Source organism: Methylobacterium sp. J-048 (genome assembly GCF_022829515.1).
Taxonomy (GTDB): Bacteria; Pseudomonadota; Alphaproteobacteria; order Rhizobiales; family Beijerinckiaceae; genus Methylobacterium.
Genome location: NZ_JAKSYL010000026.1, coordinates 23,625 through 44,422 on the forward strand (window position 1 = coordinate 23,625; position 20,798 = coordinate 44,422).

Genomic DNA, 20,798 nt, shown 5'->3' on the forward strand with positions numbered 1-20,798 from the left:
TCACCCCTCCTTGAACCCGTATTCCGGCGTGTCGTCGTCGTTGCCGTAATACTTGTACGGCAGGAACTTGCCCGACATGGTCAGCTTCACCCGGTCGCCCTTGTTGTTGGCCTCCCGGGCCATCTCCATGTTGAAGTCGATCGCCGACATGATGCCGTCGCCGAACTCCTCCTGGATCAATTCCTTGAAGGTCGTGCCGTAGACCATCACCAGCTCGTAGAACCGGTAGATCAGCGGGTCGGTCGGCGGCATCGCCGGGATCGAGCCGCGATAGGGCGCCTCGTTGAGCATGCGCTCCTCGGCGATGGTCAGGCCGAACAGCTCGGCCGCCCGCTGAGCCTGAGCCTTGGGCAACTTCATCTGGCCCATGCAGGCCGCGGTGATCAGGAACGGCGACAGGCCGCCGATCTGCTCGTGGATATGGGCCCAGCTCCAGCCCTTCTCGCGTTTGATGTCGAGGAGCTTTTCGGTCAGGTCGGCGCGCTTCATTCTGGGCTCCGTACGGGTGGGTCAGGCTGGTCCGGGTGAGGCCGCGAGGGGTGAGCGGCCTCACCCCACCCCGGGCGGGGTGCGCACCCGGACCGGGGCCGACGGGGGGGCATCGGTCGGCACCGGGCGCGGAACGCGGCCCGCACGTCCCGGCTGGACCGGCACGTGCGGAGACCGCGAAGTAGCAAAGGATGCGCCAGCCAATTCTTCGCGGGAACAGCAATTCGCGGCGAACCGAAATTTAATCCTTCGAAGACCCCGCGAAGCGTGGTTTCGATGCACCGGCCCGGCGGGAAGCGCGTCCCCCGAGCCGGAAACGCTTGCATCCGCGGCCGGTTTTCGGACCATGCGCCCTCGGGTCGCGGAGGCGGGCATTGGACGGGGACGATCAGGACCAACAGCGTGCGGGCGCATCGGCGCCGCCGGCCCCCTGGGAATTCGTGCTGCCGGAGGAGTCGGCCACGGAGGATCTCGGCCTGTTCCTGTCCGAGTTCCTGATCCCCGGCGACGTGGTTGCGCTCTCGGGCGGGCTGGGCGGCGGCAAGACCACCCTGGCGCGGGCGGTGATCCGCGAGCTCGCCGGCGATCCGCGCCTGGAGGTGCCGAGCCCGACCTTCACGCTGATCCAGCCCTACACGGCCCGGGACGGCCGGGCCATCGTCCACGCCGACCTCTACCGCCTGCGCGACCCCGACGAACTGGTGGAGCTCGGCTTCGAGGAGATGGCCGAGGACGCCATCACCCTGGTCGAGTGGCCCGATCGGATGCCTCCCCGCGACGGCCCGGTGCTGACCATCGACCTGTCGCTGCGCGCCGAGTTCGGCCCCGAGGCCCGTCTCGCCCGGATCGACGGCACCGGCGGCATGCGCGCCCGGCTCGACCGGGCCCGGGCGGTGCGCCGCCTGCTCGACCGCAGCGGCTGGGACTTGGCCGAGCGCACCCTGATGCAGGGCGACGCCTCGTCCCGGGCCTACGAGCGCCTGACCAAGCCCGACGGCACCAGCGCCGTGCTGATGATCGCGCCGCCCCGGCCCGACGGTCCGCCGGTCCGCGACGGCAAACCCTACAGTGCCATCGTGCACCTGGCCGAGAGCGTCCACGCCTTCGTGGCCCTCGACCGCGGCCTGCGGGCGCTCGGCTTCTCGGCGCCCAGGATCTACGGCGAGGACCTGGCCGAGGGCCTGCTGATCCTGGAGGATCTGGGCAGCGAGCCCGTGGTCGAGGGCGGCGCGCCCCGGCCCGAGCGCTACACCGAGGCCGTGCGCCTGCTCGCCAAGCTCCACGCGACCCCGCTGCCCGCGGTGCTGCCGGTGGGCGACGGCATCGAGCACGTCCTGCCGACCTACGACGAGGCGGCGCTGCTGTTCGAGGCGGAGCTGATGCCCGAATGGTACGCCCCGGCGATCCGGAAGGTCGCGCTCCCCGAGGCCGCCCGGGCCGAGTTCGTGGCCCTGTGGCGCACGGCCCTGCAGAACGCGGTGCCCGACCGCGCCACCTGGACCCTGCGCGACTACCACTCGCCGAACCTGATCTGGCTGCCCGAGCGCGACGGGCTGGAGCGGGTCGGGCTGATCGATTTCCAGGACGCCGTGATGGGCCACCCGGCCTACGACGTCGCCTCGCTGCTGCAGGATGCCCGGGTCGATACCAGCGCCGAGTTCGAGCTGCGGCTGCTCGGCCTCTACGCCCGCGAGCGCCGCAGCCGGGACCCGGCCTTCGATGTCACGGCCTTCGCCACCGCCTATGCGCTGCTGGCCGCCCAGCGCGCCACCAAGATCTTAGGCATCTTCGCCCGGCTCGAGCGGCGCGACGGCAAGCCCGGCTACCTCGCCCACCTGCCGCGGATCGAGGGCTATCTCGCCCGCAACCTCGCCCATCCGGCGCTGGCCGAGCTGCGGGCCTGGCACGCGGCGCACCTGCCGGGCCTCGTCGCCCCTGCGGAGGAGGCTTAAGCGCCGCAGAGCTCCGCCCTGCACCCGCAAAAGGTCGAAGACCTTTTGAAACCATGACTTTCAATGCCTGATCCGGATCTCCGCATGAGCGAGCCTGCCTCCGCCGTCACCCGTGCGTTCGTGCTGGCCGCGGGCCTGGGCAAGCGCATGCGGCCGGTGACCGCCACGGTGCCAAAACCCCTGGTGGAGGTGGCCGGCAAGGCGCTCCTCGACCACGCCCTCGACCGGGCTGCCGAGGCCGGGATCGAGACCGCGATCGTCAACGTCCACTACCTGCCCGACCTCATCGAGGGACACCTCGCCCGCCGGACGGACGGACCCGCCATCCAGGTCTCGGACGAGCGCGCCGCGCTGCTGGAGACCGGCGGCGGCATCCGCAAGGCGCTGCCGCTGCTCGGCGACGCGCCGTTCGTGGTGCTGAACTCGGATTCGTTCTGGCTCGAAGGCCCGGCCCCCAATCTCCGCCGCCTGATCGCCGCCTGGGATCCGGAGCGCATGGACGCCCTGCTGCTGGTCGCCCCCACCGCCACCAGCCTCGGCTACGACGGCGCCGGGGATTTCGTCATGGACGCGGACGGCCGCCTGGAGCGCCGCGGCGAGCGCGAGGTCGCCCCGTTCATCTACGCGGGCGTGGCGATCCTGACGCCGAGCCTGTTCGCCGACACGCCGGAGGGCGCCTTCTCGCTCAACCTGTTGTTCGACCGGGCGATCGCCAATGGCCGGCTGTCGGGCATGCGCCTCGACGGCCAATGGCTCCACGTCGGCACCCCGGACGCGATCCGCGCCGCCGAGGAGCGGGTGCGGGCGAGCGCCCGGGCCCCGTAGCGCCGGGCCGTTTCAAGCGTGGCACAATCAGTCTTGCCAAGCCCGATCCGAGCCTCTAGAAGCCCCTTCACACCGGCGGGCCAAGCCCCCGCCGCCGTGTCAGGCGCCCGTAGCTCAGCTGGATAGAGCACCAGACTACGAATCTGGGGGTCAGAGGTTCGAATCCTTTCGGGCGCGCCAAAAATTTCAAGCACTTAGCTGCTATATCAGGCGGCCGGTGCTTACGGGATTTTACAAAAAGTAAGCGGTTGTAATCGAGCCTCTGCGTTTTCGCGCATTCTAGGCGAAGCAGGGATATGCGTGCGCGGCTCGCCGGCTCAGCTATCAGTAGCGGGATCTGCGTGGGCCGCAGGCGACTACCTAGGGAATCCTGGGGGACGCCGATTGCCAGGCGCACCATCGTTGTTAGACAGGACCGCCCTACCTGCTCGGTTTCGGGTCAGCGCCGAGCTAAGGAGGGCATCCCGCGATTCCGTCGGTAGCTCGACAGCGATGCAGGCCGCTCCTGGATCGCCGTGCTCAACTTCGATACCACCACCTTTCGAGCTAGCATGCGTCGGCACCGGACGCCTTGCAAGAAATTTGAAATTTCATCTCAGAATCAATCGTTTATTGAGCGTCTTACGGATGGTCGGGCTCGAACCAGCGCTTGCTGGTGGTTAGCATTCCTTTACCATGCGGACGCATATTGAGAATAAGCCGTCAAGCTCGGACTTCGGCGAGGAACTCCAGGCAGCATGCTAGTCCGAATCGTAGAGGGGCCAACCCAGCCAAGCGAGGCCGAGGAGGTTCGCGAACTATGGCAAGGAGGGCATATCGGCAGTGATGAGCGTGCGCTGTCTGCTGCTGCCCTTGTCGGAGTGTTCCCCGAACTTGAGGTCGGCACATGGTATCCATTCGATGTTTATCTTCAATACATATCGGCTCCGATCGCTCCGAACGAGCACCCAATATGGACTACAGTTGACGTTAGTCAGAGCGGGGTAAATGGAGCTTGGAAAGCCTCAATCGAGGTTGAGCAAGAGTTTGCGATACGCACTTTGTGCAGTGGAATAGCAAGCCACGGCAGTTCGCTTTCTAAGGGCCGAAAAATTTGGATAAGGTTTGAGTAGGATGTACTTATCGGCAGCAGAGTTCCGAGCGAAACGTTGTTACAAAGAGCTGCCCGCCGGCGAGCTTTCTGTCGAATATCATGATAGTACACATCATGCTGCGGGGCGATTTGAGCCCCTTCTTTCTGTAGATATTAAAAGACCTAATATACAGTTAGACGAAGATTCCGAGGCGTTTTATAGCCTACAAAGAACCATCTCCGTGGGAACCAAAGACGCAGATGCTTCTATCCTCTCGGACACCTTATCTTTGTCGCTTGCAAGAGTTGGCTTGATCGCTCCGACGCTGTCGGAAGAATTATATCAAGAAATAGACAGCCTTAATTCTGAAAGCGGTGTAATTTTAATAGCCGACACGAATTCGTTATATAATGGTACAATTCATTGGCTGATTGATACGCTTAGGAGGCCGGTCGTGTGGCTGCTTCCATTCGTTATGTCTCTCACTCAAATTCAGCAACGCGATGCTGGGCTTAAGTCAATGGTGGGAAAGCGAAAAGAAACAAACTTGGCACAGGCGCTACGCTCACGTGCGCTTGTCAACGCTTCTCTCGGGCTTCTCGAAAGAAACAAAGGTAAATACCAAGTTTTAGAGTTAGACCCTTCTCTGCTCAGGTATATGAGGCCGTCGGGCAAAGGAACAGTCGATCACGATCAGGGAGATGTTCTTGAAGATAGATTGTTCGTGGAGGGCATACATGCGGTCTTACGTTCGACACGTACTCGAGCCTCACAGCGGGTTGTGACCTCTGATATTTTGCTGGCTCGGATACTGCGTACTGAAGGGGTGCCAACTTTATATATTCCGCCGCCGAGGCTCGATGCACAGAAAGTATCGTGCTTGCGGTATGACCCTCTTGTCAAAGATTTTCGTGGTGCGCCACTGGCGGACTTAATATGGGACCTCGCGCACGCTTTTAGTACAATCCGAGTAACTTCAGAAGGTGCTCACCAGTTTACAGCGTCTGCATACTGGCCCAATAAAATGCCCCATGATTGGCATCTAGAAAAACTTTACATACAAGAGAGCAACGAAACCATTGCCGTTCCTATAGTGGAAGGCGTTCAGGCGACGCCGACATCTGATCCCGGATTAGAGCCGTTGTCCGCCACCAAAGGGCCGCTCGCACAGCAGGATCTTGTCCCGGCCTTGCCAAGGCCAATTGATCGACCTGAAACATTAGAACGGCCACATATGGGGGAAGGTGTAGAGGTTCTGCCGGCTCCACAAAACCCTCAAGAAATCGCAATTTCATCTGCGCAATTACCACAGGCATCAGTGCCGCAGATATTGCGGTTGTCGGCTGTCGTTTATGATTTAAACAAACCCCTCGCTGTTTCAGAAGTGATCCGTAATCTTGTGGACGATAGACCTACTGATGGTGTTGCGCGTCGTGCTCTTGAGGTCATGAGAAGAACGGAGCTGATTCGGTACGAGGGAGGTCTTATTTATGCGGGATCCTCTTTGAGAAGGTTGAAACATTATCTTGACATCGGCGACCTGGACGGCATCAGTGGTATATTCAAACGGTTCCTCCCGTACGAAATCATTCTTGACGCGTTGGTCGAACGCGGCTCGATGCTTCGAACTGAGGTTGAGCCACTTCTGAGTGATCGGCTCGGGGTGGTTGGCAAAGAGTCAAGTCTCAGGGTTTTGCGATATCATAGCTGTTTGGGACAGGCGTGGACCTTTGGTGATAGCATCAGGGACGGGTCCCAACGGCTTTCGGATCGCCAGGCAATTTCAATGTTTCTTGAGGTGTTCTCCGAGTCGTGCAAAGACGGCTTGGCTTCAGTGCTTGATGTCCTGACACAATTTTGCATTAGGGGCCGTGTATCGCCATGGGCTGCGCAGCGCCAACTAAAAAGGATAATTTCGGAAGGGGGATTTCCTTCTTTAATTTTCCAACCTGCCGCCGGGGCTAGGCCGGTGGTAAGCGACCCGGTGTTGAGTGGTACTTTAGAAAGTTTTGAACTCACTCCGATTCCAATGGACAGAATACTTATAGGTGACCGGCCGATATTTACGATTAGCGGGACGACCCAGTGAACACTCTTAGAGACCTGCTCGGCCCGCGTCGATCAACGGAACCGCGTGAGCGTGATCGCTTTCTGCGGCGCTACGGGCTTTCCCGCAATCCGTTCCCGCCATCTCGAACGATTTTGCCTGAGGTAATGTATAACCAGAGCGCTGCTTTAAAAAAATTCGCCGACGCCGTGGATGCAATCCTTGATCCCATGGATATATCTAGGAGATCGGTTGCCGTAGTCGGCGGCACGGGCGCAGGTAAGACCCATTTCCTTCGTCATTGTCAGTACTTGTTTAAGTCTTATACTGACGAGGAGGACTGCGGCCGCTACGTCGAAGTGGAGTATCAGGCTGGAACCGGCTCGTCTGTGAGTCTGGTTCGAGAAATGCTGCGTCGTGCAGACGATAGATGTGCAAAGGATGGCGAATTCGACCTCATAAATGGGTTGATCAATGCTGGCCTAAACTCGTCTCACGTCAGAAATGTGCGTATGGATGACTTAAGGAAGTCGCTTCTTACGCTGCTTGAGGCATCCTCTCCCGATTTCGAGCCTCGCGACAAAAATAAAGTATTTACATACGAGCATTTGCGCGAAGTTATGAAGCGGTGGTTAGCTGGCAATACCCTCACCGCGACTGAGCGAGGACAACTAGATGTGTCTGGCCGGCTAGCAACCGCGCCGATAATGATCCGCGTTATGTCAGAGCTTTTTGCGCTGGCCCAATCCATTGAAGCCATCGGCGGCGTGCTGTTATGTCTGGATGAGATTGAGTCAGTTTTTTCGAGCGGCATTGCGACCGCAAAGGTGCAGACGTTTCTTCAAGATCTTCGATATCTGTTCGACGAGTCCGTAAAGCCGGAACTCGGTTATTCGCTCACCATCATTTCTGCCTCTACGCAACGCGGCGCTGCTAGTTTGCGGGATTATAATTTTCCGCTGTATCAGAGGCTGGGTTTTGAAAGTGAAAATAGAGAAGAGCTTAAATCGATCCTATCATTCGAAGAGGCGCAAGATTTCGCTAACGTTTATATCGATTATGAAAAGGTGCGCTCCGAAGAAGATGATGTGGTGAGGCGTGCTGCTCGTTCTCCAGCGAGGAGCTTGATCGACGAGGACGATTTACAACAAGCGTTGTCTAAGGCAACGCCGACGCGAAGAGGGTGGTCTAGTGGTGAGCCAGCGAGCCAAGCTCAGCTGCTAGAAGCGTTGCACCACATTGTAGAAGAAAAGCGCCGCGAGACCGCAGCAAGCTAATATGCCAGTTTGGGCGATATTTACAGGCTTACCAAGGATACTTCGGAGACGTAATTCAATTGTAGCGGTGCTTGATCGGATCGAGTTCGGGCCGGTCGGCCTGCCGGACGGCCTCGGCTTCAACGAGCCGGGCATTCCAGGCGGCCAACCGACGCCCCTCGGCCTGGCGCTCGGCTTCCTGTCGCGCGTCCCTGCACAGCCCTCAGCCCTCCTGATCGTAGCTGGCATCGTTTCCACAGGCGCATTTGCGGGCGGCGTGCGAGACGGCCCGGCGCTCGGCCGTCGTGAGAGGCTTGCTGTCGAAGGGCCTCACCGCTCCATGCTGGCGCCAGGGAATTAGCCGGCCATCCTCAATTCGAGCTTCGCGATAGCGGACTCGGCGAGTGCCTTCGTCCGGTTCAGGTAGCGTTCTAAGATCCGGTTGACGCTCGCGAGCGAGTGCCCCGTGATCGTCGCGATCTCCGGCACCGTGCATCCCGCCTCGGCGAGCATGGTGACGGCCGTCCCGCGAATGTCGTGAAAGTGGAGGTCGTCGCCGATCTCGCTCTTCAGGAAGGCGTAGCGCCACGCCTGTTTGAATGCCTCGATCGTCCAGGCGGTCGCCCCCGTCGAGTTGAGGATATGCAACGCGCCAATGTCGACCTTGTCGATCGGCGGCCCGCCGTTGTGGCCGGGGCGGCGATCGAACCCCGCGGCTCGCGCCTCCGCAATGGCCTTCAGGTCGTCGAGGATGGCCTTCAGCGCCTTCGTGCATGGGATGTAGACCCGCGCCTTCGTCTTGGACTGCGTGAGCTTGATCGCGGCGCCGTCATACTGCGCCCATCGGAGGGCGATCAGGTCCCCGCGCCGCTGGCCGGTGTGAAGAGCGACGAAGGCAATCAATTTGATCTCGGCCCGCGCCGTGGAGTTCAGGGCGGCGAAATGCTCCGGCAGCCAAATGTTTTCCGAGCGGTCGACCTTATAGACCCGCTTGAACGTCGCCAGGGGATGCCGGTCGATCATCTCCCGGTCGTGCGCGAACTTCAGGATACGGGCGAGCCGGGCGAGCTTCGCGTCGGCCGCGCGGGGATGCTGCTCGGCCAGATCGTCGCGCCATTCGAGGAAGAGCGTCCGCGAGCCCTTCCGCTCGACGGTCGCGAGCGGCATGTCCCCCCATTCGCGGAAGATCGCGTTAATGTTGAATTGCTCGGTCTCGCGCGTCTTCTCGGCAAGCCCCGTCCAGTCCGCGGACGACTGGTATTTCTGAATGAGCGTCCCGATCGTGCTACCGGTCTCGGGCGGCTTGGCCTCGGCCTCGGCCTCCCGGTTGCACTGCTCAAGAGCGAGCTTGAATGCCGGCGTCGTCGGATCGTCCGGCAGCCGGTGGCCGGTCGCCCGGTGGTAGTAATAGACGCGGGTCTCGCCGCCGGACAGCTTTCGCCGGACCGGCTTAACCCCTTCGATTGCGTCGCTCATCGCGTTTCTTTCTCCACTCTTCGAGCGGGTCGACTTCGGGCTGTGGGGGCATGGGTGCGGCGCGCATGCCGCCGAGTTGCGAGAGCGCGTCGATCGAGGCGTCGATCGCGGTCCGGTCCCATCGGGACGTGCCCGGCAGGGCGTTGGGAATCCGGCCGTCCTTCCGCCAGCGGTCAAAACCGCGAGGCGTGAGGCCGAGGTATTGAGCGGCTTGCGCTTTCGAGAGCAGCCGCGGCGGGACGGCGGCGCTTATCGGAGACAAAGCAGGAGGCGCCGAGTCGCGCCGGCTTGTTTCACACATGAGTAATCTCAGCCTTCAGAGACTAAGATCGTCCATGCGTGAGTTTAACAAATGGTTCGACGGATATCCGTCGCTAACGGCTGATATCCGTCATGATCAGTCGTTCAGTGAACCGTTTTGCGCGGACTCGTACTGCGCGAGGATCGAACGCATCTCGCGCCGGACCGTGCTCGCGATCTCGTTTGCATCCCCATCAAAGCTCAAGGCGGCTAGGTGATTAGCCGCGCCTATCCCCGTTCTTTAGCGGCGAGCCAGTCCGATAGGGTTCCGGCCTTCCACCCGAGCTTGCGGGTGCTGAGACGAATGGGCTGTGGCACTTGCCCGGCGCGATAGAGGCGACGGAAATGAGGGAGGCTGAAGCCGAGCAATGCGGCGGTCTGTCCGCTATCGAGGACGCGATCACGGCTCAGGTCGGGCGGAAGAATCACCGACTTGGCGGCGGCGTTGGTCTGCATCATCTCTCTCCCAAGCCGCAGCATGCGGCGTTGGGATCATGGGTAAGCAAGAGTGGTCGTGAGCGCCCGACGCAATGGGATCAATGGGATCAATGCCGGCTACGCGCCGCTCACTCCCACCCAATCGACCTAAATAAGTTGCCGACTTTCTTCCGAACGGTCTCGGCGTCGTAAGGCCTGCTCATATTGTTGGTAGCCCACTGGGCCATGCGCACGGTGAGCCCGGCTTGTCCGCCCTGGATGTCGCCTTCTTTGATGATCCGGCAGATCTCAATCCAGAACCGATCCGCTTCGGGGTTCGGCCGATTGCCACCCTTGCCCACCGCCGGCCCGATCTGGGCGATTGGGTTGGGAAGATGGGGATTCGGCAGTGCATTAGCTCCTGGCGCCTGCTTTCCGCTCAGGACGGCGTCGAGGTCGTCATTGCGTATCAAGACGTGCCCGACGGCCGGCGCTCCACCGACCGTCGCGAACGCCACTGTGCCGCGAAGGACATCGTTGAGGCGATCTGCGCGGCTGGCCTGCCAAGAGGCGGGGTCGATCGATTGGGGACTGCCAGTCGGCACGCGGAGCAATGACGGCAATGATCCATCCGCTAGAAGCGGCCTGAGCATCCCGTAGGCCAATCCTGCAAGCGTCCCCTCGCTGGTGGCGAGATGAGCGACGAAGCTGTTAGACCCTGCGCCCTCGATCAGGAAGGCACGCTCGCCGGGCTTGGAAGAAGCCCATGCTCCCGAGAACGAGGCTTCAGCTGTACGGGCGAGCGCGGCCCCGAATGAGATCGTGCCAGCCGGGATGAAGGCGTTCGTCATGCTGCGGTGCTGATCTTGGCAACGTGGTTCGACCATTCGTCGAGTGCTGCTCGCTTCTCGGCGGCATAGGCGTGCCGATTATAAATCCCGGCTACGCCGGCCCGATGGCCGCTAATGTGGTTTAGAACCGCCTCGACGACGTGAGGCAAGGTGCCGAGCGCTGCCATGCCGGTAGCTGCGGTCCGCCGGAGATCGTGGAGCCTCCACGGACGCACTTCGTCGCCGTTTGATAATATCCGCGCATCCAGCTCCGACTTCGCTTTCGACCATCCCGAGAAGCCGTTTTCTCGGGTGCCAAAAATCAGATCTCGGCCGACACGAAGCGGCCCTAGGCGAATCACCTCAAGCGCCACCGGGGAGAGCGCTACATCGTGAGGAAGACGGTTTTTCGTACGCGCACCGGGCAGGGACCACAGGGCGCCATTGATCTCAGATAATGCCATGCCTCCGACTTCGTCCCGGCGTTGCCCGGTGAGAATGAGCAGCCGGACGATTCGACCGTGGTGATCGTCCCCGCATGCACGTAATACCGACCTCAGTTCCGCATCCGTGAGCACGTGGTCTCGCGAGCGCTCGTCTGCGGCCTTGTTGGTACCGATGGTCGGATTGCTCTCCACCATTCCTTCGCCCATGCCCCACGTGAACATGGCCGACAGGGAAGCCCGCGCCCGGTTCGCGGCGATCTCCCCGCGGCTGCCGGCAATGTCGCGCAGGGTGGTTGCCACGTCGGCCCGCTTCACCAGATGCACAGGGGAGGGCCGTAGCGGCTCCCAATGCTTCGTCAGGTGCCGAGTGACCTCCTGATGCGAGCGAGGCTTCAGGCGGCTCTCTGCCGCGCGCAGATAGGCATCGGCGACGCTACCGACCGTGATCGAAGCTCGGGCCTTCGCCTTCGCCTGTTCCTCCGCCGGGTCACTGCCGGTCGTTGCCTTCGCTAGCGTCGAACGCGCGAGCCTGCGGGCGTCGTCTATCGACATCGCCTCGTAGCGACCGAGGCTGAGCCGCTTCGTAGCCCCGCTCGCGTTGCGGTACTGCGCGACGAAGCTTCGAGTTCCCCCGGCATTGATACGCACGCCGAAGCCCGGCTGGGCGCTGTCCCAGGCGATCACAGAGTCTTTGCCGTGCGGCACCTTAAAGGTTTCCACCACAGCCCGATTGAGGCGAGTCATGAGTCAATCCGTAAGCGTTCGTAAGCAGCTTGTGCCAGCGCATGATAGCCCCTGACAATAAAAATCTGGTGCTCGCCAGTGATTTAGGTGCTTACGATTGCTTACGATCGCCCATGATCACTGGAATTACATGACTACGAATCTGGGGGTCAGAGGTTCGAATCCTTTCGGGCGCGCCACTTCCGTACAGAACTGCGAACACCGGGCGCGGTTGAGCCGGCATCAAGGATGGCCGTTTCCAGGGCTTTTTTCCCGCCAACGATGCGGATGACATCCGCCCCGACCTCGACCCGGTCGACGATCGCCTGAAGCCACGCCTTCCGGAACGGGATCGCTCCCGTCGTCACGGTCTCGCGCATCAGACGGCCGAATCGTTCGATGAGCTCCGGAGCGATTTCCACCGGCGGACGCGCGTTGAGGTGGATCCGGTCGAGCGCCGCTTTGGCGCGGTCCCGCTCCCGTTTCAGCGCCGCAAGACGGCCCCTCAGGATGTCGTCGAGATCGGTCATCCCGTCCTCGATCATTCGGGACAGGCGCTTCAGCTTCTCCTCCGCCCCGGCGACCTCGCGGCGCAGCGCCGCCACCCGCCCGTCGACCTGGATCGCCTTCTCCGCCCTCACCGACCACAGCGAGGCGAGCGTCGCCCGCAGCCGGTCGGGCTGCAACAGCTCCGCCACGAGGCGGTCGGTGACCAACGTGTCGAGGGTGTCCATCCGGATCGATCGGCCGGTGCAGCCGGTCTTGCCTCGCCGGCCGTGGGTCGAGCCGCTGTCGTAGCGGTGGACCTGGCCGGACTTCGACGTGCCGGTGCGGAGCGTCATCGGGCCGTTGCCGGTCGTGCAGGTCGCCAACCCGGTGAGCAGGATCGGGCCAGTCACGACCCGGGCCGGTGTGGTGCGCGGGTTGTGCGCCTTCAGCGTCGCCTGCACCGCCTCGAACTCGGACAGGGCGATGATCGCCGGCACAGTGATCGGGATCTGCTCCGCCTTCGGTTTCTCCATCAGCGTCCGCGAGCAGCGCCGGTTGAACACCCACTCGCCGACATACACGCGGTTGGTCAGGATACCGTGGACCGTAGCGATCCCGAATCGGGCCCCGGAGCGCGTGCGGTAACGAACGTACTGTCTGGCTCCGACCCTGTGCAGAAGCCGGGAATGGCCGGTTGCAGGCGGCTCGATGGGGTAGGACGGCGATCCGCCGCCTAAAACAAGATAGCGGTCGCGCTCTTCAAGCAGGACTGGGATGGACGCCGGCAAGGAAGAGGGCGACGGCCGCGCGGCGGCGCTTCTCCTGGACCTCCACATCCACCTCGATGCCGTACAGCGCCTGTTTCGAACTGCGTCCCATAACGAGGTTCAGGAACAGGTCGGCGGTGATCTCCGGGTCGTCGATCGCGATTTGTCCCTGCTCGGCCATGACCACGAGGAGGCGACCGACAGCCCTGACGCCGCGGAGCCAGCCCTCCTCGTACGCGAGCCTGGCGAGGTTGGGGAACTGTATGGCCTGGGCGGCAATGCAGCGTGTCAGCGCAGCAGCCCCCGGTGCGTGGGACCGGGCGAGGAGGTTACGGCTCAACTCGTCCAGAACCGTTGCGGCGTCCCTCGGGGCGGCGCGAAGCGCCTGCATCTCGGCCGCCGCAGAGAGGGGAGCGAGCCATTCGCGGATCCGGTCCTGCAGGACCGCTTCGAACAGGGCACGCTTGTCATGATAGCGGGAATAAAGAGTCGGCTTGCTGACGCCGGCGGCTTCCGCCACCGCGTCGATAGAGGTGCCGTCGAAGCCGCGCTCGATGAACAGCCGGGTGGCGACCTCCACGATGCGTGCCTCGCGCCGAGCGGCCTCCTCGCGCGTCGGTCGACCGCCTGTACCACGCTTCGCCGTCGACTCGGGCTCGGCGGTCGCTGCCATCGTCTTGCTCCTTGTCACGCCTCATGCCGTCATATATCGATACCTTACCGTATCGTATTGATGTTGGCCACCATCATGGACGCTCGACCCAGCGACCTTCCCCAGCCCGGAACCTCGACCGCTACCACAATCGCCGCTGGCGGTCCCGCGCCGGCCTCCCCGGGGATCCGGACCGCCGTGCCGGCGCCCAAGCGTCGAAAGGCGCGCGTGATCGTCCCGGTCCTACTCCTGGCCGCCCTGGGTGGGGGCGGGACCTACGGCTGGCACTGGTGGACCGTCGGCCGTTTCCTGGAGACCACCGAGGACGCCTACCTACAGGCCGACAAGGTGACGGTCGCACCGCGCATCGCCGGCCACGTCGCCGAAGTGCTGGTCGGTGACAACCAGCCCGTGAAGGCCGGCGACGTGATCGCGCGCCTCGACGACCGCGAGTACCGGGTGATGCTCAAGCAGGCCGAGGCCGAGGTCGGGAAGAACCGTGCCCAGCTGCTGGGGACCGCCGCCGCCATCCTGCAGCAGCAGGCGCAGGTCGCCTCGGCCCAGGCGGAGGTCGAGAACACCGATGCGGCGCTCGACTTCGCCGGCAAGGAATATACCCGCTACCAGAACCTGCTGCAGACCGGCTCGGGCACGGCACAGCGCCAGCAGCAGGCGGACTCCGACCTGCGCCAGAAGCGGGCGGCGCACGACAAGTCCGTCGCCTCCCTTGAGGCGGCCAGGAAGCAGGTCGACAGCCTGAGGGCACTGGAGGGCAGTGCCCGCGCGAGCCTCGAGGCCGCGCAGGCAAAAGTGGAGCAGGCCCAGCTCAACCTCAGCTACACAACCATCGTCGCACCCATCGACGGCACGGTCGGCGACCGCTCGCTGCGCGTCGGCCAGTTCGTATCGGCCGGTACCGGCCTGCTCACCGTGGTGCCGATGGGTCGCGACATCTACCTCGTTGCGAATTTCAAGGAGACCCAGACCGGGCAGATGGTGGAGGGCCAGCGCGCGACCTTCACCGTCGACGCGCTGGGCGACCACGAGTTCGAGGGGCGGATCGAGAGTTTCTCACCCGGCACCGGCGCGCAGTTCGCCCTGCTGCCGCCCGAGAACGCCACCGGCAACTTCACCAAGGTCGTGCAGCGCGTGCCCGTGCGGGTCGCCCTCGACGGGGCCGATCCGATGCTCGGCCGCCTGCGCCCGGGTCTTTCGGTCGAAGCCACCGTTCATATCCATGACGCCGTCGAGCCGGTGAAGCCCCGCAGTCATCGACCCGCCCATGCCCTCGTCAGCGAGGCTCTCCCCCGATGAGCGTCGTGCCGGCCGCGGGCACGCCCGAGGTCAAGGCGAGCGCACGCGACTGGCTCGCGGTGTTTGGCGCGATCCTCGGCGCGTTCACCGCCATCCTCGACATTCAGATCACCAACGCATCGCTCGCCGACATTCAGGGGGCGCTGGGCGCCTCGACCGAGGAAGGCAGCTGGATCTCGACCGCCTACCTGATGGCCGAGATCATCGTGATCCCGCTCACCGGCTGGCTCTCGTCGGTGATCGGCCTGCGCCGCTACCTGTCCGTGAACACGATGCTGTTCACCGCCTTCTCGCTCGCCTGCGCGCTCTCGACCTCGCTCTCGCAGATGATCCTGTTTCGCGCCGGCCAGGGCTTCACCGGCGGCGTGCTGATCCCGACCGCCATCGTCATCGTGCGCACCCGCCTGTCGAAGAGCCAGCAGCCGATCGGCATCGCGTTGTTCGGGCTAACCGCGACCTTCGCGCCAGCTATCGGCCCGACGGTGGGCGGCTGGCTCACCGACAACCTGTCCTGGCACTACATTTTCTACCTGAACCTGATCTTCGGTCCGCTCGCCGCCGGGATCCAGCTCGGGGCCTTCGACAACGTCCCGGCACGCTGGGCTGAGCTCCTGAAGGGCGACTGGATCGGCATCGGCCTGATGGCCACCGGCCTGCCGGCCCTGACCTACGTGCTGGAGGAGGGTCAGCGGAAGGACTGGTTCGGGTCCCCCGTCATCGTCCAGGTCAGCCTCCTGGCCGCCGCCGGCATCACCGGCTTCATCGTGCGAGAGCTGATGGCCGAGCGCCCATTCATCAACCTGCGAGTGCTGGCAAACCGCTCGGTCGGCGGGGCCTGTGTGCTGATGACGGTGCTTGGCGCGGTCTCGTTTGGATCGATCTACATCATCCCAGTCTACTGCGCGCAGATCCAGGGCTACAACGCCCAGCAGATCGGCTACGTGGTGATGTGGTCGGGCCTGCCGCAGCTCGTCCTGTTCCCGATGATGCCCCTGCTGATGCGGACCCTCGACGCGAGGCTGCTCGTCGTCGCGGGCACGCTATTCTTCATCGCGAGTTGCTGGATCAACGTCGGCTTGACCCACGACGTTGGGGCAGATCAGCTGATCCTGCCGCAGCTCCTGCGCGCCATCGGCCAGCCGCTGTTCACGATCCCGCTCTCGCAGCTCTCCACCGTCGGCCTGAGCCCACGCGACACCGCCGACGCTTCGGCCCTGTCGAACATGATGCGCAACCTCGGCGGCTCGATTGGCATCGCGATGCTGTCGACGATGATCGACCGGCGCGAGCACATGCACTTCTCGGTGCTGGCCGAGGCGATCACCGTGAACGCCACGCGCACCCAGGATCGGATTGCCGCCCTGGCTGCCGGCCTGCACGGGCACATCGCCGACCAGGCCGCCGCTAAGGGAGCCGCCCTCGGCATGCTGGCGGCCCAGGTCCGCCGCGAGGCCTACGTCATGGCCTATGCCGATGGCTTCTACCTCGTCGGCGTCAGCCTCGTGCTGAGCCTCGCCGTGGTCGCCATCCTGAAGAAGCCGCCGCGGACGGCGGGCCCCATCGAGGCCCACTGACCCCACGGCTCAAATGGATCATGCGGTCCGATCGTCGTCGACCGCATGATGGACGGCCGGTCTACGCATCATCCCCCTCTCGCGTAGGCCGGCCGGCACCTTCTGTACGGGTCATTGAAGTCCGCCTCCGACTCCGAGCCGAAGCTGCCGGACTGACGACGAGCGGCCGCTTTGGGGAAGCGCCAACGGCGGTTCGGGCGTCTGACATGGGTTGGGTGCGGAATGTCCGCTTCCGGGCGGACCGCCGAGTTCCGCTCTTGGCGCAAAGGTGAACGACCGGTTTTGCGCGCATTGACTATTCGGCATGGCGTGGTCTGGCCGCAAGCTGCCGGTCCGGTTTGGAGGTGCTGGAGCGGCAACGTGGACATTCGACTACGGACCCAGCGCAGTCCCACAGGCCGGCGCAAGCGCCACCCCAAGGCAAGCTTGGCGTACCTCGACCATCTCTACCGATCGCCAGGGCGTCCCCTCTGTCCTATTCCGGACAAACGCATGCATGCAATCACTGGTGGTGCAATCGGCCGAATTTAGAAAATGCGGCAGCATGCATCGATGCCACCGCACAGCAGATCGTTGGAATGCGGACGGCTGAAAGCCCAGATTTCACCGCAACCTAAAATTGCATAACTCGATGCAATAATGCCGCCTATCGAAAGGCCGAATGTCAATGTAGACGCTGTATGATAATGACGAGGAAGACCTGATGACCGGTGATGGCGCCGAAGTTCTCAAGAGGACGCTCACGGACTACGAGGCCGCCATTCTCGACGCCTGGAATGCGTCCCTCCGCGAGGGGACCTCTCTGCAGAGCGGTCGCATCCGCGAAGCCGAGCTCAGGACTCAGGCGCAGGCCGTGTTTGGTCAGCTTCGGGAGGCACTTACTCCAGGCGGGATCGACGCAGACGCGGAAGCCTTCGCCGCGTTGCGCGAGACCCTCGCCGACATCTCGCGCTCGCGGGCGATCCAGGGGTTCACGCCGACCGACACCGCCAACTTCGTGTTCTCGCTCAAAGAACCGGTCTTCGCGGCGCTCAAGAATGCCCATGGGGCGGACGCGGCGGAACTGGCGGCGGGGATGTCGGCCGCGAGCAAGGTGCTGGATCGTCTCGGCCTTCAGACCATGGAGGTCTTCCTCGCGAGCCGCGAGGAGATCATCGGGCGTCAGGGACAGGAGATCGCCGAACTCTCCACGCCGGTGGTCCGGCTCTGGAACGGCATTCTGGCCCTGCCGCTCATCGGCACCCTCGACAGCGCCCGAACCGGCGTCGTGATGGAGAACCTGCTTCAAGCGATCGTCGACGAGGAGGCCGAGATCGCCATCATCGACATCACCGGCGTGCCGACCGTCGATACCCTCGTGGCCCAGCACCTGCTCAAGACGGTCGCGGCCGCGCGCCTCATGGGCGCCGACTGCATCGTCTCCGGCATACGGCCGCAGATCGCGCAGACCATGGTCCACCTCGGCGTCGAGCTGAATGTCGTCTCGAAGGCGACCTTGGCCGACGCGTTCGCGGTCGCCCTCAGGCGGACCGGGCGCAAAGTGGTGCGCCAGCAGGCGGCGGCCGAGGAGAGCCGCTGAGACCATGGACCGCATCCCGATCCTCAAACTCGGCGGCGTGCTGATCGTCACCATCCAGGTCGACATGCACGACCGCCTCGCTTTGGCCTTGGAAGAGGATCTGACGGCGATGATCGTGCGCACCAGCGCACGCGGCGTCCTGATCGAGATCTCCGCCCTGGAAATCGTCGATTCCTTTATCGGTCGCATGCTGGTGAGCATCGCAGCCGTCTCGCGCGTCCTCGACGCGGAGACGGTCGTGGCGGGGATGCGCCCTGCGGTTGCCATCACGCTGGTGGAGCTCGGCCTGGAGCTCACCGGCATCAGGACCGTGCTCAACGTCGAGCGCGGCATGGCCCTGCTGCGGGCGCAGCTGACCGAGGATGGCGAGGGACGCGGGAGCGACCGTGACGGTCTCGAAGACTGAGACCATCCCCATTCGCTCCGGCGACGACGTCGTTCGCGTGCGGCAGCGCGTACGCGCGCTCGCCATCGAGATCGGCCTCGGACTCGTCGACCAGACCAAGATTGTCACCGCCGCGAGCGAGCTCGCTCGCAACACCCTCGATTACGGCGGCGGCGGCGACGTCCGTGCGGAGATCGTCCAGGCCGGGACGCGGAAGGGCCTGCGCTTGATCTTCGAGGACCAGGGTCCGGGCATCGCCGATATCGAGCAGGCGATGACCGACCACTACACCTCCGGCGGAGGCCTCGGTCTCGGCCTGGGTGGAGCGAAGCGGCTCTCGAATGAGTTCCACATCGCATCGACGCCCGGGGCAGGCACGCGCGTGACCATCGCGCGGTGGAAGTGAGCATGCACCGGATCACCGTCACGGAAGCGAGCCAGGTGGCCGAGGCACGACGGCGGGCCGTGGCCATCGCGCAGACCATCGGCTTCGACGAGACCGCGGCCGGACGCGTCGCCCTGGTCGTCACGGAACTCGCCACCAACGTGGTCAAGTACGGCGTGCCGGGCGAGGTTCTCGTTGGTATCTACGAGGACGGCACGGGTTCGGGCGTCGAGATCCTCGTGCTCGACAAGGGCAACGGCTTCCCGGACCTCGGCTTGGCCCTGCGCGACGGCCATTCCACCGGCGGGAGCGCCGGCGAGGGCCTTGGCGCGGTGCGTCGGCTGTCCGACGCCTTCGACATCGTGTCGCGGCCCGGTCTCGGCACGGTGGTGCTGGCGCGTCTGTCGAATCCCAGGCCGGCCACATCGGACGGCGTCCCGTTGTACGGAGCGGTGATGGTGCCCTTGAAGGGCGAGGTCGCCAATGGCGACGCCTACGCCGTGCGTGAGCGGGCCGACGGCTGGACCGCCATCGTGGTGGATGGCCTCGGCCACGGACCGGATGCCGCCAAGGCGTCCGAGGAAGCCCTTCGGGTGTTCCGGCGCCATCGCGACGATCCGCCGGCCACGATCTTAGCCGCCGTCCACGCAGGCCTGTCCCACACCCGGGGCGCCGCCGTCTCGGTCGCGCGCTACGGCAGGGATCGCGCCACGCTCGCGCTCGCGGGCATCGGCAACGTCGCCGGGGCAGTCGTCTCCGGCACGGCGATCAAGCGAACGGTCAGCCTGGCGGGGACGGCCGGCCATGCGGCCCGGCGCATTCAGGAATTCCAGTACCCGATGCAGGCGCAGGACCTGTTCGTGCTGTGCTCCGACGGTATCGCCACCGGATGGTCCATCGACGCCTTTCCGGGCCTCGCCGCGGCACATCCCGCGTTGGTGGCCGGGGTGATCTTCCGCGACTTCGCCCGCGCCCGCGACGACGCCACCGTGCTCGTCGTGCGGGAGGGCGTGACATGAAGTGGCCGCTGCTCGCGAGCCGGGTCGAACACGAGGACGACATCATCGTGGTCCGCCAACGTGTGCGCGGGCTGGCGGACCGCCTCGGCTTCGGTGTCCAGGACCAGACCCGGATCGCCACGGCGGTGTCCGAGATCGCGCGCAATGCTCATGGCTACGCCGGTGGCGGACGGGTCGAGTACGGCCTCGATGAAGTGGATGACCGCCAGGTCCTGGTGGTCCGCATCCGCGACGAGGGACCCGGCATCCCCCATCTGGATGAGATCCTGGAGGGGCGCTACCGCTCCACCACCGGCCTGGGCATCGGCATCACCGGTTCACGCCGCTTGATGAACCGTTTCGAGATCGAGTCCGTGGTCGGCCGGGGCACCGTGGTGACGTTCGGAATGCGGCTGCCGGTCGGCTCCGAGACCTTCTCGGGGCGTCGGTTGACAATTCTGGCCGATGACGTCGCCCGAGCCAGGACGGACGAGCCGGCCACCGCCCTGCGTGAGCAGAACCGCGAGCTCCTGCGCAGTCTGGCCGAACTCGCCGAACGCGAGGAGGAAACCCAACGCCTGAACCGGGAACTCTCCGAAACCAACCGGGGCGTCGTGGCGCTTCACGCCGAGCTCGAATCTCAAGCCGCTCTCTTGCGCGAAGCCGGGGCCCTGCTCGAAAGCCAGGTTGCAGCCCGCACCGTCGAACTCGCCCAGGCGAACGCCCGGCTCCTCGCCGAGGCGGTCGAGCGCGAGCACATGGAGCAGGACCTGCGGCAATCGCAGAAGCTCGAAGCGGTCGGGCAACTGACCGGCGGCGTG

The 20,798-nt window shown here is 64.1% G+C and carries 18 protein-coding genes and 1 tRNA gene; 12 read left to right on the plus strand and 7 right to left on the minus strand.

The features are described 5' to 3' along the window. The gene (gene cynS, locus MKL09_RS00780; protein WP_244017062.1) at window positions 1–489 is read right to left on the minus strand and encodes a cyanase; all 489 of its coding nucleotides are present in this window, start codon (window positions 487–489) and stop codon (window positions 1–3) included. 374 nt (window positions 490–863) lie between these two features. On the opposite strand from cynS, the gene tsaE reads away from it, so the two are divergent. The 5 genes from tsaE (at window position 864) to MKL09_RS00805 (ending at window position 7,663) form a co-directional block, all read left to right on the plus strand. After that, complete coding sequence (tsaE, locus tag MKL09_RS00785; RefSeq protein WP_244017065.1) at window positions 864–2,441, plus strand: tRNA (adenosine(37)-N6)-threonylcarbamoyltransferase complex ATPase subunit type 1 TsaE; 1,578 nt, start codon at window positions 864–866, stop codon at window positions 2,439–2,441. 84 nt (window positions 2,442–2,525) lie between these two features. Continuing rightward, window positions 2,526–3,266 (plus strand): nucleotidyltransferase family protein, encoded by a 741-nt coding sequence (locus MKL09_RS00790; protein ID WP_244017068.1) that lies wholly within the window; start codon window positions 2,526–2,528, stop codon window positions 3,264–3,266. Between the two features lie 103 nt (window positions 3,267–3,369). Next, window positions 3,370–3,446 (plus strand) — tRNA-Arg (locus MKL09_RS00795). A 933-nt stretch (window positions 3,447–4,379) separates the two neighbouring features. Continuing rightward, window positions 4,380–6,428, plus strand: coding sequence for a hypothetical protein (locus MKL09_RS00800; RefSeq protein ID WP_244017070.1), 2,049 nt, complete (start codon window positions 4,380–4,382; stop codon window positions 6,426–6,428). Continuing rightward, window positions 6,425–7,663, plus strand: a complete 1,239-nt coding sequence (locus MKL09_RS00805; protein WP_244017072.1) for a hypothetical protein — start codon at window positions 6,425–6,427, stop codon at window positions 7,661–7,663. Before MKL09_RS00800 ends, MKL09_RS00805 begins: the two co-directional genes overlap by 4 nt. A gap of 336 nt (window positions 7,664–7,999) precedes the next feature. On the opposite strand, the gene MKL09_RS00810 is transcribed toward MKL09_RS00805, so the two are convergent. From MKL09_RS00810 to MKL09_RS00835, 6 genes are all read right to left on the minus strand, one after another. After that, the gene (locus tag MKL09_RS00810) at window positions 8,000–9,118 is read right to left on the minus strand and encodes a tyrosine-type recombinase/integrase (protein WP_244017074.1); all 1,119 of its coding nucleotides are present in this window, start codon (window positions 9,116–9,118) and stop codon (window positions 8,000–8,002) included. 528 nt (window positions 9,119–9,646) lie between these two features. After that, window positions 9,647–9,877: a helix-turn-helix transcriptional regulator gene (locus MKL09_RS00815; protein WP_244017076.1), complete on the minus strand. Its 231-nt coding sequence runs from the start codon at window positions 9,875–9,877 to the stop codon at window positions 9,647–9,649. 107 nt (window positions 9,878–9,984) lie between these two features. Beyond that, window positions 9,985–10,686: a hypothetical protein gene (locus MKL09_RS00820; protein WP_244017077.1), complete on the minus strand. Its 702-nt coding sequence runs from the start codon at window positions 10,684–10,686 to the stop codon at window positions 9,985–9,987. Next, window positions 10,683–11,855: a tyrosine-type recombinase/integrase gene (locus MKL09_RS00825; protein ID WP_244017079.1), complete on the minus strand. Its 1,173-nt coding sequence runs from the start codon at window positions 11,853–11,855 to the stop codon at window positions 10,683–10,685. The genes MKL09_RS00820 and MKL09_RS00825 overlap by 4 nt, the downstream gene beginning before the upstream one ends. 149 nt (window positions 11,856–12,004) lie before the next feature. After that, window positions 12,005–13,159, minus strand: coding sequence for a recombinase family protein (locus MKL09_RS00830; RefSeq protein ID WP_244017081.1), 1,155 nt, complete (start codon window positions 13,157–13,159; stop codon window positions 12,005–12,007). Then, entirely contained in the window at window positions 13,083–13,763 is a 681-nt protein-coding gene (locus tag MKL09_RS00835) for a TetR/AcrR family transcriptional regulator (RefSeq protein ID WP_244017083.1), read from the minus strand. The genes MKL09_RS00830 and MKL09_RS00835 overlap by 77 nt, the downstream gene beginning before the upstream one ends. 207 nt (window positions 13,764–13,970) lie before the next feature. On the opposite strand from MKL09_RS00835, the gene MKL09_RS00840 reads away from it, so the two are divergent. The 7 genes from MKL09_RS00840 to MKL09_RS00870 form a co-directional block, all read left to right on the plus strand. Then, window positions 13,971–15,056 (plus strand): HlyD family secretion protein, encoded by a 1,086-nt coding sequence (locus MKL09_RS00840; protein ID WP_244017085.1) that lies wholly within the window; start codon window positions 13,971–13,973, stop codon window positions 15,054–15,056. Next, complete coding sequence (locus MKL09_RS00845) at window positions 15,053–16,630, plus strand: MDR family MFS transporter (protein ID WP_244017087.1); 1,578 nt, start codon at window positions 15,053–15,055, stop codon at window positions 16,628–16,630. Before MKL09_RS00840 ends, MKL09_RS00845 begins: the two co-directional genes overlap by 4 nt. Before the next feature lie 703 nt (window positions 16,631–17,333). Continuing rightward, complete coding sequence (locus MKL09_RS00850) at window positions 17,334–18,209, plus strand: STAS domain-containing protein (RefSeq protein ID WP_244017089.1); 876 nt, start codon at window positions 17,334–17,336, stop codon at window positions 18,207–18,209. Between the two features lie 4 nt (window positions 18,210–18,213). Further along, on the plus strand, window positions 18,214–18,615 hold the full coding sequence (locus MKL09_RS00855) for an STAS domain-containing protein (protein ID WP_244017091.1): 402 nt from the start codon (window positions 18,214–18,216) through the stop codon (window positions 18,613–18,615). After that, window positions 18,596–19,000, plus strand: a complete 405-nt coding sequence (locus tag MKL09_RS00860; protein WP_244017093.1) for an anti-sigma regulatory factor — start codon at window positions 18,596–18,598, stop codon at window positions 18,998–19,000. Before MKL09_RS00855 ends, MKL09_RS00860 begins: the two co-directional genes overlap by 20 nt. 2 nt (window positions 19,001–19,002) lie before the next feature. After that, complete coding sequence (locus MKL09_RS00865) at window positions 19,003–19,998, plus strand: ATP-binding SpoIIE family protein phosphatase (RefSeq protein ID WP_244017095.1); 996 nt, start codon at window positions 19,003–19,005, stop codon at window positions 19,996–19,998. Then, a partial coding sequence (locus MKL09_RS00870) for an anti-sigma regulatory factor (RefSeq protein ID WP_244017097.1) occupies window positions 19,995–20,798 on the plus strand: 804 nt, incomplete at its 3' end. The genes MKL09_RS00865 and MKL09_RS00870, both read left to right, overlap by 4 nt.

What these genes read in the sequence shown, in the direction of transcription:
- MKL09_RS00815 (WP_244017076.1), bottom strand. Translation starts at nt 9,877, where the DNA reads ATGATGCAGACCAACGCCGCCGCCAAGTCGGTGATTCTTCCGCCCGAC.
- MKL09_RS00825 (WP_244017079.1), bottom strand. Translation starts at nt 11,855, where the DNA reads ATGACTCGCCTCAATCGGGCTGTGGTGGAAACCTTTAAGGTGCCGCAC.
- cynS (WP_244017062.1), bottom strand. Translation starts at nt 489, where the DNA reads ATGAAGCGCGCCGACCTGACCGAAAAGCTCCTCGACATCAAACGCGAG.
- MKL09_RS00855 (WP_244017091.1), top strand. Translation starts at nt 18,214, where the DNA reads ATGGACCGCATCCCGATCCTCAAACTCGGCGGCGTGCTGATCGTCACC.
- MKL09_RS00800 (WP_244017070.1), top strand. Translation starts at nt 4,380, where the DNA reads ATGTACTTATCGGCAGCAGAGTTCCGAGCGAAACGTTGTTACAAAGAG.
- MKL09_RS00810 (WP_244017074.1), bottom strand. Translation starts at nt 9,118, where the DNA reads ATGAGCGACGCAATCGAAGGGGTTAAGCCGGTCCGGCGAAAGCTGTCC.
- MKL09_RS00845 (WP_244017087.1), top strand. Translation starts at nt 15,053, where the DNA reads ATGAGCGTCGTGCCGGCCGCGGGCACGCCCGAGGTCAAGGCGAGCGCA.
- MKL09_RS00790 (WP_244017068.1), top strand. Translation starts at nt 2,526, where the DNA reads ATGAGCGAGCCTGCCTCCGCCGTCACCCGTGCGTTCGTGCTGGCCGCG.
- MKL09_RS00820 (WP_244017077.1), bottom strand. Translation starts at nt 10,686, where the DNA reads ATGACGAACGCCTTCATCCCGGCTGGCACGATCTCATTCGGGGCCGCG.
- MKL09_RS00830 (WP_244017081.1), bottom strand. Translation starts at nt 13,159, where the DNA reads ATGTGGAGGTCCAGGAGAAGCGCCGCCGCGCGGCCGTCGCCCTCTTCC.
- MKL09_RS00865 (WP_244017095.1), top strand. Translation starts at nt 19,003, where the DNA reads ATGCACCGGATCACCGTCACGGAAGCGAGCCAGGTGGCCGAGGCACGA.
- MKL09_RS00850 (WP_244017089.1), top strand. Translation starts at nt 17,334, where the DNA reads ATGACCGGTGATGGCGCCGAAGTTCTCAAGAGGACGCTCACGGACTAC.
- MKL09_RS00835 (WP_244017083.1), bottom strand. Translation starts at nt 13,763, where the DNA reads ATGGCAGCGACCGCCGAGCCCGAGTCGACGGCGAAGCGTGGTACAGGC.